The organism is Wolbachia endosymbiont of Chrysomya megacephala, from assembly GCF_008245065.1.
Classification (GTDB): domain Bacteria; phylum Pseudomonadota; class Alphaproteobacteria; order Rickettsiales; family Anaplasmataceae; genus Wolbachia.
This window is the reverse complement of sequence record NZ_CP021120.1, coordinates 144,785-161,210: the sequence shown is the minus strand read 5'-3', so window position 1 is coordinate 161,210 and position 16,426 is coordinate 144,785. Positions and strand designations below refer to the sequence as shown.

Here is a 16,426-nt window from a genome sequence, read left to right as displayed (position 1 = left end):
GGCTGGTATCATCCCAGTGCTCCCCTCATGTCATTCCAGTGCATGACACTGGAATGACACCATTATTGGAATAAATCAAAAATGATTCCACGCTATAGCCGCAAAGAAATCTCTTCTATTTGGGAAGAAAAAAATAAGTTCAACATATGGCTCAAAATAGAAAAATTAGCATGTGAAGCTCAAGCAAAATTAAAAGTTATTCCAAATGATGTTGCTGAAAAGCTCTCTGGTGCTATTGAATTTGATATTGAGCGTATTAACGAAATTGAATCCATTGTAAAACATGATGTTATAGCCTTTTTGACATATATTGCTGAAAAAGCGGGAGTTGATGTTCGTTATCTCCATTACGGAATGACAAGTTCTGATGTTTTAGATACATGCTTTGCAGTGCAGTTGAAAGAGTCATGTGATATTTTACTCAAGAATCTAAAAAATTTACTTATAGTATTGAAAAAAAAAGCTGAGGACTATAAAGATATTGTTTGTGTTGGGCGCAGTCATGGAATGCATGCAGAACCAATAACTCTTGGATTAAAATTTGCTAGATTTTATGCTGAATTTAAACGCAATTATCAGAGATTAATTAGCGCGCAAAAAGAGATCTCAATTTGTAAAATATCAGGTGCAGTAGGTAATTTTACAAATATTAATCCATTTGTTGAAGAGTATGTAGCGAAAGAAATGGGACTCATACCTGAAACCATATCGTCTCAAGTCATCCCTCGTGATAGACATGCCATGTTCTTTTCAATTTTGGGAGTAATTGCAAGCTCAATAGAAAATATTGCAATTGAGATTCGTCATTTGCAAAGAACTGAAGTCGGCGAAATCTCTGAATATTTTTCCACTGGACAGAAGGGAAGTTCTGCTATGCCGCATAAGTGTAATCCTATTTTAAGTGAGAATTTGACTGGGCTCTCACGCTTAGTACGCAGCTACGTTTTTCCTGCATTAGAAAATGTTGCATTATGGCACGAACGAGATATATCGCACTCGTCTGTGGAAAGGTGCATTGCTCCTGATGCTTGTATAGCAATGGATTTTGCTTTAGTACGATTAACAGATTTGATAGATAAATTGGTGATCAATAAGGAAAATATTGAAAAGAACTTAAATTCTTCAAAAGGCTTGGTTTTTTCACAACGAGTATTACTCAAGTTGGTAAATAGTGGTTTGGCGAGGGAAGAGGCGTATAAAATTGTTCAGAGCAATGCAATGAAAGTGAAACAAAACAATAGTGATTTTCTGGCCGAACTGAAACAAGATAAATCCTTACTTGAAGTTATTAACTCTAAAAAACTTGAATCTTTGTTTGATTTGAAGTATTATACGAAGCATGTAGATCATATATATAGCAAGGTTTTTAATGAGGCTGAGTAGCTCAGTGGTAGAGCAGGAGGATCATAATCTCTTGGTCGGGGGTTCAAATCCCTCCTCAGCCACTCAAGCTAAGCTATGGTTTGGCGATAGCAGCGCATTTGACAAAATAACGTGATTCATTGTCAATTAACTGAAGTCTTTTTTCAGTTGTTCATATAGTATATGGAATAATGTATGTGAAGTGATAAAGATACAACATTTGTTGTATCTATTCAGGGGAATGGCTAATGGTATCCGTTCAAGAAAGTGGTAAGGTAGATGAGAAAAGACAACTAAATGAATTTCATCCGAGTAGCTGACACTGACATCTATATAAAGACAATCTAATGCACTCATTTAAAGTGAAGTTTTCTGGATCCCAGTGTCTAGGCACTGGGATGAAAAGAGTTGACTTGAATGACACCGAATAGGCACTGGGACAGAGGCTACTTGAATAATATTTCACCATGTCATTCCAGCACTTGATGCTGGAATGGCTTTGTTGCACCACTCAAGGAAAGAACAGGCAGTTACTGATGGAATTTGTTATAAAATAGATATTTAGCCGACAAAGGAAAAATATGCCAATAAGAATGAAAGTCAGTAACTGCAATGAATATAACAAATTTCTTCAAGAAAGGGGAAATGTTTTTCATTATATCAACGATGCCATTGAAAATTGGTACGAAAATAGTCCAAAAGTAGCAGGTGGCAACAATGTCTACAGCGACAAAGTAGTGATTCTAATTCACATAATAACCTATCTATTCAGGATTGGTCTTAGGCAAACAGTGGGATTTATAGAGAAATATCTTGAGCAAATAGGGAAAATTTTGCAAATTATCAGCTATTCGCAGGCTTCAAGAAGGTTTAAAAAGCTTAATATCAAAATCAACGACTGCAGAGTTGATAAGAACGATATGGAAGATATTGAAATTGCTATAGATAGTACAGGTATCAGCATCTACAATAATATTCCAGACCATAGTAAGGCAAATGGTACAGATAGAAAGTATCGCCGCTATGAGCAAACAAGATGTAATGCTAGAGATAGGTAGTAAAAAAGTTATAGCTGCAAAATACAGTAGTGGAGTTTATTCCGACCACTATGGAGCCTGTGATCTTATTGAAAGAGTGGATACCAAGTATAACATAAGCACGATATATGCAGATAGATCGAAAGAAGTTATACAAACTGTGCGATGAGCTTGACATAAAGACAAGGATTCCTCCGCAAAATAATGCAGTAGAGCATCCAAAGTTGGATTATATGAATGAGAGAAATTCTACAATCAAGCTCATAAAGTCATATGATGAAGATGGTATGAAGAGGTGGAAAAAAGAGATAAATTATTGGAAGAGATCTTATATAGAAAGTTTTTTCTCGCGACTGAAGCAAATATTTGGATTTAGTTTTAGGAATAAATCTGAGATTAATCGTGAGAAGGAACTGCTACTCAAGTGTTATTTGCTTAACAAATTTACTGAAATAGGCATGGCTAAGTTTGATATAGCTTCATGAATTTATTATACATTACCCACTATCCGAAGAGCTGTGCAACAAAGCCCACTGGAATCCAGTTTTTTTGTGCAATTCCGTCAAAAAAAGCGCTTTCGTGTTTACCAACTTAGTTAGATTCCAGTGTCAAGCTACTCGGATGACACCAAAGAGGCTATTTGAATCTAATTTACTATTCACAATCCCGGTTATTAGCTTATTTGAGTTGACTTTTCATCATAATTATGTAATAATTAAACATATTGTTTAATATTGAAGGTAGAATTATGATAGGAGAATATGAGTCACTGGAAAAAGTACTGAGGACGATTGAGGTTAAGGAAGGCTTAAATAAAGATAATATAATTGAGGAAATAAAAACAGAACTAGAAAAACAGGATCAAGGTCTATATCAAGAGTGGAAGAAAGGTAAATTTGATGTAAATTATGTATTTTATATTCCCGCATATGAAAAATTGACGTTATTAATGATAGCTGCTAAGAATGGTCACGTAGATGTAGTAAAGGTTTTACTCGAAAAAGGAGCAAATGTTGATGAGAAAGGTTGGCGTGATGCGACTCCTTTGCATTTCGCTGCTGGGAATGGTCACAAAAAGACAGTAGAGGTTTTACTCAAAGCAAAAGCAAATGTTAATGCAGTAGATATTGAAGGGTGGACTCCTTTACATGTCGCTGCTCTTCATGGTCGAGCAAATATAGTAGGGGTTTTACTCGAAAAAGGAGCAAATGTTAATGAGAAAGGTTGGCGTGATGCGACTCCTTTGCATTTCGCTGCTAGGAATGGTCACAAAAAGACAGTAGAGGTTTTAATCCAAGAAGGAGCAAATGTTAACGCAGTAGATCGATATGGAAAGACTCCTTTAGATTATGCTGAAGGTTATGCTAAGAATCAAGACGTAGTAAAAGCTCTATTAGACGCAAGAGGAGGTTCTTTTGTGAAAGCACGTAATAAGGCAATGATTGCTGGTGGAGTGAATACATTATTAGGCACTGCTATAGCAGTGGCACTTTTTACAACTGGAACAATTACAGCTCAGTTGATACCTATCGTTATAGCAGTGGTTGCAGTTACAGCAGCAGCACTGGTAGTTGGTTGTGCTACATATGAATTACTAAAGCCTAGTACTAAAGTTGATGGAGCAGAAAAACCAATTGTCAACTCAATAAATGAACAGCAGGGAGTTACTAGCATTTCTTCATATTAGAGCGCGTGACGCAGGTTCCTGGATCCCAGTACTGGGATGACAATGAAGGGGCTGCTTGAATAACAACGAAGGGTTATTTGGATAATAGCCGTACTTGATCTGGATCCCAGTGTCTAGGCACTGGGATGACAAGGGGGGATACTAGGATGACAACGAAGGTGCTGGAATGAAAGGAGTGTGAGATAAAGCTACTTGTATAACTGTTGCACATCCATAAACTCTTTCTCGTCTTGCATGCTGATGATAGTGTGAGTGTTGAGAGGTAAAGGGTCATTTCTATGTCCATGTCCTACCCCTTTTATTGTAAATACTGGAAAGTTAACACTTTTTGCAAACCTTTCTTTTACAATTTCAACAAGATTATCATTATAACAGTTAACAAAGTCACCGAATATTACTGCATCTACTCCATCAAAAATATGAGCTTGTTTTAGGTGATCTAGACTTCGCTCAATTGAATATGGATAAACTTTTATGTCTTCTAAAAATAGAATTTTGTTTTTTGCGTTTATTTGCCAAGCAGTTCCTATGCTATTTTCAACCAAAGTCATATTACCACCGATGATTTTAGACTCTAATTTGCCATTTTTTAGTCTAATGCCATTGTCGATCATTTTTAGGTTATCAAATCTGATAGAGTTGCGTTGCTTAAGAATTAACTCTTTTAATTTTTCAACAGAGGTTTCAGCAACAGAGTTATTTACTATCATTTCCAACATGGTACCGTGAAGAGTTTGCCAGTCATATTTAACTTGCAGATAAATATGTAAAGCAGTGATATCACTATAGCCTATAAGAATTTTTTTGTTTTGAGCAATTCTTTCTTTTTTATCATTGGGTAACTTTTCTAGATAGGGAATTAGCCGAGAAGCCCCTTCTCCTCCTCTGATACACCAAATTATTTTGCTATCATCAGTGAGCGCATTAACCAAATCATTCGCTCTAAACTCATCAGAGTTAGAATAAAATGGGTTGTCATTACTGTATATTTTCTCCGAAATGTGAGGATTAAAACCCAAAGTTTTTACGGATTCTTTTATAGTGGGCAGATCTGATTCTTTTCCCTTCGAAGAAGGAGCAATAATATCAACTTGATTTGCAGGATTAGTGAGTAAAAGGCATAGAAAATAAAGAATAAAGGAATACATTAAAATATCTTATGAAACTCTTGCTTTAATATATCATCTAATTCGCAAAGAGAAACTTTTACTCCTAGTTTTTCCATTGATGTAACGCCGTAATCTTTTAGTCCACAAGGAATAATACCCTCATAGTGGGAAAGGTTTGGAGAGACATTAAGCGCTATGCCGTGATAAGTTACCCATTTTCTCAAGCGAATGCCAAAAGCTGCTATTTTTTCTTCTACTCCGTTGTTGTTCACCCAAATGCCTATTCTATCTTCCTTAAATTCCCCAAGTATATTAAAGTGTTTTAAAACATTTATGATCCAATTACTTAGGTCTCTGATATATAGTTTTATGTCACATTTGTTTCTTTTTTTAAGATTTAGCATTAAATATATAATGCGCTGCCCTGGTCCGTGATATGTATATTTACCACCCCTACCTGTTTTATATATAGGAAATAATTTTTCAATAATGTCATCATCTGTTGCACCGATTCCTGCTGTGTAAAGTGGAGGGTGCTGGAGCAGCCATACTAGCTCATCAGACAAATTATTGTAAATTTGTTGAATTTTTGCTTCCATGAATTTTATAGCATGGTTATAATCAGTAAATTGGTTAGAGATTAGCCATTCTGTCATGTTCTATTTCTTTAGGTCTATCAATGTCATTCCAGCGCTTGACACTGGAATCCAGAAATTTAATTGTAGATAGCACACTGAACTGGTGAGCATAGTTGCTTTACGCTAAAAGGAACGTATTTGACTAAATTGTATAAAAAGATGGATCCTAGTGTCAAGCTACTTGGATGACAAATATGGGCTACTTGAATGGCACTATCGCAAACGAACTAGTGTCAGCTACTCAGATGATATCATTCTTGTAACACCAATTGATATAATTCAACTATAATTTTAATCTTTTAACAAATTTAATTTTTCAGGAGGCACATATGAATTTTAACATTTTTCAAAGAAAGAAAAGCAGTGAATACTCTGCTTTGCAACTAATGATGGAACCAAGTTGGAGTAGGCGTGATTATGTAAGTTTTGCTGAGGAAGGTTACATAAAAAATGTTATTGCCTTTCGAGCAATTAATATGATCGCAAGTGCTGCATCTTCGGTACCTTTTATTCTCTGCCAGCTTACTGACCAGGGAAAATCACAACTAAAAGCACATCCGTTACTGAAGTTACTTTATTCTCCTAATCCAATGACATCAAAATCAGAATTTATTGAGGGGATTGTAACTTATCGGTTAGTTAACGGCAATTCTTATATATTGATGATTGAGCTGCAGAACAAACCAACAGAGCTTTATCTTCTGCGCCCTGATAGAGTTGAAATTGTTCCGGGGAGAAGTAACGTTCCTTATGCCTATCGTTATACCGTAAATAACAACAGTTATGACTTTAAAGTTGATAAATTGACTGGGCGTTCAACAGTACTGCATCTTAAAACCTTTAACCCTTTGAATGATTGGTATGGACTTTCACCAATTGAGGCAGCTGCATATAGTATAGATCAGCATAATCAGGCTGGTGCTTGGAATCAGGCAATGCTGCAAAATGGAGCAAGACCAAGTGGTGCAATAGTTGTGAAATCAGAAAAGGATGGAAGCGTTGGAAACTTAAGTCAAGAGCAGTACCAACGCTTAAAAGCGCAGATAAATGATCATTACTCAGGTCCTGTCAACGCTGGAAGACCGATATTACTTGAAGGAGGTTTAGAGTGGAAGGAAATGAGCTTATCACCGAGGGATATGGATTTTATTGAGTCAAAACATAGCTCAGCTCGTGATATTGCGCTAGCTTTTGGCGTTCCGCCGCAGTTGCTTGGCATACCGGGTGATAACACTTACAGTAATTTAGTTGAAGCACGTCTTTCCCTTTGGGAACAGACGATTTTACCAACGCTAGAAAATATTATCTGTCACCTGAATTCTTGGCTAGTGCCCAAGTTTGGCAAAGATTTATGTTTGTCATATGATAAAGACGCGATAGAAATTCTAATGGAAAAAAGACAAAAGATGTGGAAATACGTGGAAAACGCAAGCTTCATGACACTTAATGAAAAAAGAGAAGCTTTTGGCTTGCCACCGTTACCCGGTGGTGATAAATTGGGTTGATATTATTTTTTTGCATATTAAATTAACTACAATGAAATTGTGGGGTAAATTATGAATGAAAGGGAACAAAGAGAATTGGATGAACTATTAATGAATTCTTCTAAAGGAGAGAATATACAGCAGATTACGGAGTTGATAGAAGCTGGAGCAAATATTAATGCAGTAACAACTGTGCAAAAGGAGACTCCTTTACATATTGCAGTTAGGTATGGTCATAAGGAAGTAGCAGAGTTGCTGCTTAATAAAGGGGCAAATGTTAATGCAGTAGAAAGGCGAAAGTGGACTCCTTTACATACTGCAGTTAAAAGTGGCAAGGTGGAGGTAGCAGAATTGCTGCTTGATAGAGGAGCAAATGTTAATGCAGTAGATAATCTGGATATGACTCCTTTACATTTTGCACTTAAGTATAATCGGGAGGAATTAGTAAGGTTGCTGCTTGATAGAGGAGCAAATGTTAATGCAGTGGACAAGAAAGGAAGGACTCCTTTATCTATTGTAGCTAGTGATGATTACCACATAGGGTATTGCGATAAACTGATGGTAGTAAGAACTATAATTGCATATGCTGTGATACATAGTGGTATTACAACGAAACCAGAGTGTATTGTTAACAATAGTGAATTGTCCGAATTTTGGGATTCTTATGAGAAGAGGATGGAGGACGTTAAACTTAGTAACAGCACTATATCATTATATCAGTTTCTGCGAGAGACTGATGAGAATAAATTAGCAGGTTATTTTTCTGGTAGAGAATATGATGAAATAAGGTGTTCTGACGCATTGGAGTATATATCAGAATTTCCTGAACACGTTAATACGATAGTAAGCCAATTTGATAAGGCATCGGACAGAAGGGGTTTATTGGATAAAAGTAAAGCAGCTATAGAGAATTCTAATTTGTGGGTGTTAAATCAAGTTTTTGACGAAGTAACTTATCACTTAACAGATAAAGAGTTAAAGAACATTATAGAGGCATTTCCAAGTCGGAATTTGGATAATCCAAGTGCTGAACAACTTCAAGCAGCTGCTCAAGCTCATAATTAGAGTAATGTACACAGGCCTATGCTCATTATAAAAGGAGAAAGTTTTACCATTACCCTGATGATAAGTTGAATTGATGTTTATATAGTGTAGATATTTATACTAAGCTGTAATAAACTGGGGGTATTTTATGTATCAAGAACAAGGAAATTCAGTAAGTAATTCTCGATTTACTCTTCCTCATATAGAATTGTTATCGACATGCAAAGCGAATGTTAATGCAGCAGATCGTAATGGTGAAACTCCTTTACATTACGCTGCTAAAAGAAATCGCTTAGAGCAAGTGAAATTATTGCTTAAAAAAGGAGCAGTTATTGATATAAAAAATCGTTTCGGTTATACTCCTTTATACTATGCTGTTCGTTCAGGCCACACAAGTATGGTAAAATTATTGCTTGAAAAAGGAGCAGATATTAATACATCAAGTAATTCTTGTGTTACTGTTTTACATTTATCTGTTCGCGAAGACTATAGGGAGATAACACAGTTATTGCTTGGAGATACAGAAAGTCCAAGCACAAGCTGCAGCGACGCAAGCATTGAGAATGTACAAACAATCAATCAGTCTTATCATTGGTGAGAGTAGAACATCTTTTACTAAGGTCTAATTTGAATATAGATAGTCTCTTAAATCCTGCATCTAAAAGAATTAACTATTTTTCTTGCTAACTAAAGTGGTAAAAATTTGATCTACGTCAAAACTCATCTTAGGGAGCCAAATAGGGCCATCTAAGTGTGCCTCGATATAAAGAGGACTATTATGATTTGGTAGTATGAAAAAGAGTCTGAATATAGAAGTTAAGGAGAACTTAGATAAGATTAAATTAGAAGAGATAGAACCTGATGCTTGATCGATACTAAACTGTGAACTAGTTGAACATACACCACTGTTAATACTTACTTTTCCACTAATATTTTCAAAAAGCGTACTGCCATTATATATATCAACGTAAGCAAGCTTGGAAATTTCAGGTTTATTCTTACTGTTTAACAAATTAGTGATGAATGAATTAAAATCCACATTAGTAAACTCTATTTTCTGTGCTTGAAAGTCTACATTTCCTGATAAGTTACTAGCCCAATCATCAAAGCTTGTCCCTTGAGTTTTGATTTCACCACTTAAGCTTATCTTGCCATTTATGTTATTAACTCCTATAACTTCCTTGGTGTCTAAATTTGCAATAGAAAATTTTGTGTGAATTGAGCCTGCTTTTAGATAACCCTGAAAAAACATTTGTCCATGTTCTAGTATGTAACTTATCTGTTTGATAGTGATAGTGCTTTTTCTTATCACTGTATCCAAGTTAAAATCTTTTAAGACGTTTTGCCCAATTTTAAATTCTGTAGTTTTGATTTGCACATTTGCATCAAAATCTCCTTTCTCATCTAAAAAATTAAGCTGCTTTGTTGACCATTGAATTTGATTTATTTCATTTCTTGAGTTTCTTTTTACCTCTAATAGTTTTGGTAATTTAAAGATATTTCCATTAAATTTATTACCTGTAAAGTTTACGTCTAATAAAGGCTTAGTGTATTTTTGATCCACTAATATTTTTACACTACCGGTAATGTCGAAATCTTCTCCGAATAACTTTATTTTATCTGCAACTAGCTTGTTCTCTTGTATTTTTAATGAAAAATCCAAATCTTCAATTTTTGTACCATTGAATATAGAATCTTTAACACTAGTTCTTATATTTACATCATATTTAAGATTTTTCAGCCATTGCACTTTGCTGAATAATGAATAATCATATTTATCTATATTAATGTTATGTATGCTAAATTTGCTATCGATCATATTGTGTTTTTTTGTGTGATTTACCTTAATTGATCCTTGCCAAGATTCTTTGTTATTTAGCAATCTGATATCTGAAAGAGATAATATTCTAGGTGCTAAATATAGTTTAGAACTTGCTGTAAATTGACTTTTCTCTCTTTCTTGCATCTTGATAGAAGGTAAAATATGTGAAATGAACGACTCACCCTTTATCAATATATCACCATTAAATTCAGACAAGTTGCCATTGTTTGAAACTCTTCCTGATAAGCGAGATATATTATTGGTTCCAGGAAATTGAAGAAGAGTATCAACGTTTATTTCGCCATTAGCAAATTTTAGCGTAGCATGAAATTTGTCCAATATCCTGTTTTGATATTGGATATTTGAAGCTTCCATATTAAAATCCAAGCTCAGGTTCTTTGGCACAACCTCTCTAAAAGATTCTAAAAGACCCTTCATATCTGTTGTTTTGTGTGAGCCGTTTTTTAGGTCGACTTTACTAAAACTAATATTGATATTAGTATGATCACTTTTTCTATCATTTTGTATTATACCAGTGCCTTGCATGCTTTTGGACTCAATTTTTAAATCAGTTGCCGTAAACTCGCTTTCATTGAGATTGATATTGGATGATATCTCAATATTTTCGCTGGGAATTACATAAGAAAGGAAGCTAAGATTAATGATTTTTGCCAAGTCGCTCATAGAATCAGAATTATTATTAATCGTCAATACTAAATTGCCCTTGAGCTCTTCTTGATTTCTATTACCTTTAAATAGCAAATTTGCAAAATTTGAATCAATACTAATGTGTACATTATTTTTTGTGACATTAACCTTTCCAGAAAAATCGTAATTGTTGTCACCAATCTGTACTTCACCAAAAAACTGCTTATTTTTTTTTATAGCAACTTCCTTGATGTTAATAGTATCGGCGTTAAAACTTATTTGGCTGTCCTTTATTAATATATCAACTATATTATCATTGGCTTTCGTATTTATAATATTAAGTAAATTTTCTTTGTTGCTTTTCATGCCCAAAAATGAGATTGACTTTGGTTGCAATGAAAATGAAAACAACGATGGCCTTATTTCAATTTTTTTTGCACTAATTAAATCTGATAATTTTTGCTCCTTGTTTTTGTTGTATTGTACATATACATTGTGAATAGTAAGTTTTGGAGTAATGAGCGAAACTTCAATTTTTCCTCCAACATGTACTTTAGCATCATACGTCTTCTCTAACTCTTTTACGATATATTCTCTGTAGCCACTCCAATCCTTAAAAGTTGCAGCAACGTGCATGAGAATTAATAGCAACGAGATTGATAATATGGCGTATAAAGAAAGTTTCATAATAGACCTCTCATTCCAGCATCCCTTCTCTTCTTGTCATCCCAGTTTGGGATCCAGGAAATTTGATTAGACATTAAGTTAATTAGCAAAAAAGTAGCTATTCTTATGTTAAAGCACAGCATTTTTACATGAGAAGCTGGTCTGATGAGCACTGGGTTCCCAGTGGAAATTGCTCTCAAACCACAACACTTATACAGTTGTGTGTGTGACACTGTGATCCAGTGTGACTTAAATAAGGTTTTCCAGATTATATAATCAACAAAATTTCTGGATCCCAGTGCTTGACACTGGGATGACAGGAATAGGTTATGGGATGAAAGAAGTGGATATTGGAATAGTAGCTGAAATGACATATAGCAATACAAAGGGTGTAATTTACACATATTTCAAATTATTCAAATTTCCTCTAAAAATCAGGTAAAGAGTGCTAGAATAAATAATAACACTCAAAGCTATTAAAGTTACTAAATAAACAATACGAGCTAGCCCTCTATCGAAAAACAACCCTGCTGATAAGTAATTAGAGAGATAAAGAACTATTGACATAACCAATGTTGCAGTGAGAATTTTTACAATATTTAGTAATAATGCTTGGCTAAGCTTATACATCTTATTTATTGTTAAATAATTAATCAATAAAATAGAATTTATCCAAGTGGAAATGGAAGTAGCAATAGCAATTCCTATATGTTGGTATTTGTTCATTAATAGGAGATTTAGTATTACGTTAATTCCAAGGCACGTTAATGAGAACATAGTTGGTATTTTTAGCTTTCCCCTAGCAAAGAATGTGGGTAGCAATACTTTATTTATAATAAATGCGGGTAAAGAAAGAGAAAATGCTACTAATGTAGGAACAGTTTGCTGCACTGCATAATAATCAAATCGGCCGTAAGAAAAAAGCGTAAGTAAAATCATGTCAGGAATAATGATAAAAGCAGCAGTTATTGGCATAATTAATATTAACCCTATATTAAGGGCCTTGTTCTGTATTTTGACTATATTCTCAGTATCATTTATTCGTTTTGAAATCATAGGAAGAAGTACTGTACCAATTGCAGTGCCAATTACTCCTTGCGGTAGTTGATTTAGTCTATCGGCATAATATATATAAGAAACTGCATTTGGTATAAAACTCGCCATGATTGTGTCAATCCATACACTTATTTGTATTACACAATTGTTGATAATTGCAGGTATTACACGCTTGAAAAACAACTTCACTTCGTTACTTAATTCTAAACTAAAAGAAAAGAAAGCCTTTAATTTGTATGCACTAAATATTATTAAAAGTAGCTGCAAAATCCCTCCAATCAGGACGGCTATAGAAAGGTTATGAGCCGGTGTTTCAATGTAAGGTAAAAACAAACTGATGATTAAACAGAGGTTCAAAATGATTGGTGAAATAGCTGTTGAAGCAAAATGCTGTTTTACTTGCAACATTCCACCAATAAGTGATGCGATTGACACGAAGATTATGTAGGGCATCATAATTTTCGACAAAGTTACAGTAAAGGTAAATTTATTTTGGTCAAATCCAGGAGTGAAGATTTTGATCATGTAAGGGAAGAAGGTTTGTGTGATAAGGCAAAAAATTACTAGAATAATAAACGTAATGGATATTACACTACTTGCGAAATTAAATGCCTTTTTATTATCATATGACTCTGCAGAGTATAATGGTATGAATGAGGTAGTAAATGCTCCCTCTGCAAAAAACGATCGAAATAAATTAGCAAAGCGAAACGAGGAAAAGAATATATCTGCAAGAGAAGTTGCACCAATAACCGTAGCAATCAATACATCTCTTATTAGCCCTAAAATTCTTGAAATAGCTGTAAAAAAACTAAATGTGAAAATACTTTTAAACATATCACGATTTCAATACGATTAACTATAATGCTAAAAGCATAAATGAAAATGTTTATTCGCTAAACTTAAAACTCTATGCAAAAGTAGGTAGCTTAAATAATTAATTGACTATTTATGCTTGTGTGTTAGAAATTTTATACCTTGGCGGGCGTAGCTCAGTTGGTAGAGCGTCAGTTTGTGGTACTGAATGTCGCCAGTTCGATCCTGGTCGCTCGCCCCACTAAAAATTTCCACTTTACATAAATATAAACATTAGATATTTTTGCACGTCCGTTAGCATTCCTTGTTGCTTTAGTATTTAGATGGCGGAGGGGAAGTTTGCGATTTAGAGTAAAAATGATGCCTATTAATTAGTGAGAGGGATTGTATGTATATTTGTTTGTTAGCTTATAGTATAGTGTCAGCACTAGGAATATTAGCTTGGTGGTTGAGTTTTGACACTTCATCACCTTTAGCCATAGGTGCAATTGCTGGTTCTATGGCTCTAGCATTGATTGCGGTTTTGCACGTAGGATGTTTGCTATATAAGTTTTGCAAAAGAGATCCTATTGAGGAAGATCATGGAAAAATAGCAATTTTTTTGGGTATGGCTATACCTATAAGTACTATGATTGGGGCAGTGCTTAATGCAAGTGTGATTGCTGTTCTTCCTAACCCAGTAGTAACAGTGATTATCTTAGTAAGTGCAATAACAGGGCTAATAGCAACAATTATGGGGGTTTATGTAGCCACATCTTTAGTGCATTGTGCAGATGAAGCAGCAATTACATTTGCAGCAAGTGCAACTTCGATTACAGATTCTACATTTGTTAGAATATCTCAGGAAGAAGAAGTGGATGAGCGTATTACCTCTCCTACAGTTGAAAAAGTTTCTTCTGTAAAAGAGACGATAATTTGAGCTAAGTTAGTTTGTAACACTGGAATCTGTAAAATTTGACATCAATCACTGATAGTTGGAATATTATAGATTAGGAATTACTCAAGAAGATGCATAAGTACGACGTAGTGGTAGTAGGTGGCGGTCATGCCGGGTGTGAAGCAGCTACAGCTGCAGCACGTCTTGGTGCAAGCACGCTACTTATAACTCACAAAATTTCAACTATAGGAGAGATGTCTTGTAATCCAGCAATTGGAGGAGTTGCAAAGGGTGTTGTAGTTAGAGAAGTAGACGCCCTTGATGGAATAATGGGGAGAGCTATCGACCGAGCAAGCATACACTCGGTCGTTTTAAATGGCAGCAGAGGCGCAGCAGTATGGGGCCCACGTGCACAAGCAGACCGAAAATTATACAAAAAAGCAATACAGGAAATTATTCTAAATTATAACAACTTGACAGTAAAAGAAGAGTCAGTTGACGATTTTCTTATCGAAAGTGATAGCAATGGAGAATCTTATATAAAAGCTGTAATAACAGACTCAGGTGAACGTATACTGACAAGCAGAGTTGTTTTGACTACAGGGACTTTTTTACGTGGTGTGATTCATATAGGAGAGCAAACAACTCCTTCTGGAAGAATAGGAGATAAACCTGCAATAGAGCTTGCAAACACGCTAAAGAAGTATGATTTTAAACTGGGCAGGTTACGTACCGGAACTCCACCGAGGCTTGATCGTGGCACTATAAACTGGTCGGTATTACAAGAACAAGTGGGTGACAATCCACCTACACCATTTTCTTATCTTACAGAGAAAATTAACCAGCCTCAGGTTTCATGTTTTATTACTCATACTAATGAACATACACACAGAGTAATTCGAGAGAATCTTCACAGATCAGCTTCTTCATATTTAGATAACGTTATTGCACCAAGATACTGCCCATCAATTGAAACTAAAGTTAAAAAATTTGCAGAAAAAAATAATCACCAAATATTTCTAGAACCAGAAGGGATTGATGATAACACTATATATCCAAATGGAATTTCAAATTCATTGCCCATCGAAGTGCAGTATGAAATGATAAAGAGTATAAAAGGGCTTGAAAATGCAGAAATATTAAGACCTGGATATGCAGTTGAATACGATTATATCGATCCACGAGAGCTATTTCATACTCTCGAAACTAAGAAAGTTAAAGGACTATATTTTGCTGGTCAAATTAATGGTACCACTGGATATGAAGAAGCAGCTGGGCAGGGAATTATTGCCGGAATCAATGCAGCACTCTCTTTATCTCAAAAAAGTTTTGTTCTTCATCGTACAGACTCATATATCGGTGTAATGATAGACGACTTGGTCACTAAGGGAATTACCGAGCCTTACAGATTATTTACCTCGCGTGCAGAATATAGACTAGCAATCAGGTCAGATAATGCAGATAGAAGATTGACACAAAAAGGTTATGACATCTCTCTTGTGTCGCATGAGAGATACTCTGTTTTGCAGGGTAAACTTAAATCCATTAAGCAACTTGAGGAGAAATTAGAGAGCCTAACAATTACTCCTGAGCAGCTCAGGTCCTATGGCATTAAAATATCTTATGATGGAATAAGAAAAACAGCATTAGATTTGCTCGGTTATCCAAATATTGACTGGAATAAATTACGAGAAATATGGCCAGAGTTAAACATGGGTTCCAGTGTCAGCTACTTGCATAACGCCAAAGCACCTCTTCCTGTCATCCAAGTAGCTGACACTGGGATCCAGTACTTGAATGATGATGGAATGGATGCAGTTGACACTGAAAAAAATGTAGATTCCAGCGTCATGTGCTGGAATAACACTATAACTGATAGCATAGCCAAGAATGAAATATATGAAGCAGTTGCAATTGAAGCAAAATACAAGCCTTATTTAGTAAGACAAGAAGCAGATATGAAGTTTCTACAAGAGGAAGTTAATACTCAAATTCCAACTAATTTCAACTACTCACAGATTAAAGGCTTGTCAACTGAAGTGATAGAAAAGTTGCAGTCAATAAAGCCAGCAACAATTGGTATTGCGAAGCAAATACAAGGTATCACTCCAGCAGCGATAGTTAGCATATTAGTGTACCTTAGGAATAAGAAAACGAAAATAGCTGCTAATTCTGCGTAA

11 protein-coding genes, 2 tRNA genes and 1 pseudogene are annotated in these 16,426 nt (G+C 35.1%); 10 read left to right on the top strand and 4 right to left on the bottom strand.

The features are described 5' to 3' along the window. Positions 1 to 81 precede the first annotated feature (81 nt). The 4 genes and pseudogenes from purB to CAI20_RS00640 all read left to right on the top strand — a co-directional run bounded on the left by purB (position 82) and on the right by CAI20_RS00640 (position 4,086). Positions 82 to 1,383 (top strand): adenylosuccinate lyase, encoded by a 1,302-nt coding sequence (purB, locus tag CAI20_RS00670; RefSeq protein WP_149168663.1) that lies wholly within the window; start codon positions 82 to 84, stop codon positions 1,381 to 1,383. Beyond that, positions 1,374 to 1,445, top strand: a tRNA-Met gene (locus CAI20_RS00665). The genes purB and CAI20_RS00665 overlap by 10 nt, the downstream gene beginning before the upstream one ends. 498 nt (positions 1,446 to 1,943) lie before the next feature. Further along, a pseudogene (locus CAI20_RS06870) lies at positions 1,944 to 2,884 on the top strand (IS5 family transposase). Positions 2,885 to 3,147: 263 nt separating this feature from the next. Further along, the gene (locus CAI20_RS00640) at positions 3,148 to 4,086 is read left to right on the top strand and encodes an ankyrin repeat domain-containing protein (protein ID WP_149169000.1); all 939 of its coding nucleotides are present in this window, start codon (positions 3,148 to 3,150) and stop codon (positions 4,084 to 4,086) included. A gap of 188 nt (positions 4,087 to 4,274) precedes the next feature. On the opposite strand, the gene CAI20_RS00635 is transcribed toward CAI20_RS00640, so the two are convergent. Together CAI20_RS00635 and lipB are read right to left on the bottom strand one after the other, a co-directional pair. Further along, positions 4,275 to 5,234: an LD-carboxypeptidase gene (locus tag CAI20_RS00635; protein ID WP_052264793.1), complete on the bottom strand. Its 960-nt coding sequence runs from the start codon at positions 5,232 to 5,234 to the stop codon at positions 4,275 to 4,277. Next, positions 5,234 to 5,851, bottom strand: a complete 618-nt coding sequence (gene lipB / locus CAI20_RS00630) for a lipoyl(octanoyl) transferase LipB (protein WP_052264792.1) — start codon at positions 5,849 to 5,851, stop codon at positions 5,234 to 5,236. Before lipB ends, CAI20_RS00635 begins: the two co-directional genes overlap by 1 nt. Positions 5,852 to 6,162: 311 nt before the next feature. On the opposite strand from lipB, the gene CAI20_RS00625 reads away from it, so the two are divergent. The 3 genes from CAI20_RS00625 (at position 6,163) to CAI20_RS00615 (ending at position 8,959) form a co-directional block, all read left to right on the top strand. Further along, positions 6,163 to 7,338 carry a phage portal protein gene (locus CAI20_RS00625; protein WP_149168661.1) on the top strand — a complete coding sequence of 392 codons (1,176 nt, stop codon included), beginning with the start codon at positions 6,163 to 6,165 and terminating at the stop codon, positions 7,336 to 7,338. A gap of 51 nt (positions 7,339 to 7,389) precedes the next feature. Continuing rightward, the gene (locus CAI20_RS00620; protein WP_149168660.1) at positions 7,390 to 8,382 is read left to right on the top strand and encodes an ankyrin repeat domain-containing protein; all 993 of its coding nucleotides are present in this window, start codon (positions 7,390 to 7,392) and stop codon (positions 8,380 to 8,382) included. Positions 8,383 to 8,509: 127 nt separating this feature from the next. Beyond that, positions 8,510 to 8,959 carry an ankyrin repeat domain-containing protein gene (locus tag CAI20_RS00615; protein ID WP_127463786.1) on the top strand — a complete coding sequence of 150 codons (450 nt, stop codon included), beginning with the start codon at positions 8,510 to 8,512 and terminating at the stop codon, positions 8,957 to 8,959. A 69-nt stretch (positions 8,960 to 9,028) separates the two neighbouring features. On the opposite strand, the gene CAI20_RS00610 is transcribed toward CAI20_RS00615, so the two are convergent. After that, positions 9,029 to 11,518 (bottom strand): AsmA family protein, encoded by a 2,490-nt coding sequence (locus tag CAI20_RS00610; RefSeq protein WP_149168659.1) that lies wholly within the window; start codon positions 11,516 to 11,518, stop codon positions 9,029 to 9,031. 375 nt (positions 11,519 to 11,893) lie between these two features. Continuing rightward, a complete protein-coding gene (gene murJ, locus CAI20_RS00600) occupies positions 11,894 to 13,390 on the bottom strand; it encodes a murein biosynthesis integral membrane protein MurJ (protein WP_007302067.1) in 1,497 nt (498 codons plus the stop codon). Positions 13,391 to 13,534: 144 nt separating this feature from the next. On the opposite strand from murJ, the gene CAI20_RS00595 reads away from it, so the two are divergent. The 3 genes from CAI20_RS00595 to mnmG all read left to right on the top strand — a co-directional run bounded on the left by CAI20_RS00595 (position 13,535) and on the right by mnmG (position 16,426). Then, positions 13,535 to 13,610 (top strand) — tRNA-His (locus CAI20_RS00595). A 147-nt stretch (positions 13,611 to 13,757) separates the two neighbouring features. Continuing rightward, positions 13,758 to 14,288 carry a hypothetical protein gene (locus CAI20_RS00590; protein ID WP_007302066.1) on the top strand — a complete coding sequence of 177 codons (531 nt, stop codon included), beginning with the start codon at positions 13,758 to 13,760 and terminating at the stop codon, positions 14,286 to 14,288. An 89-nt stretch (positions 14,289 to 14,377) separates the two neighbouring features. Continuing rightward, entirely contained in the window at positions 14,378 to 16,426 is a 2,049-nt protein-coding gene (gene mnmG, locus CAI20_RS00585; RefSeq protein WP_007302065.1) for a tRNA uridine-5-carboxymethylaminomethyl(34) synthesis enzyme MnmG, read from the top strand.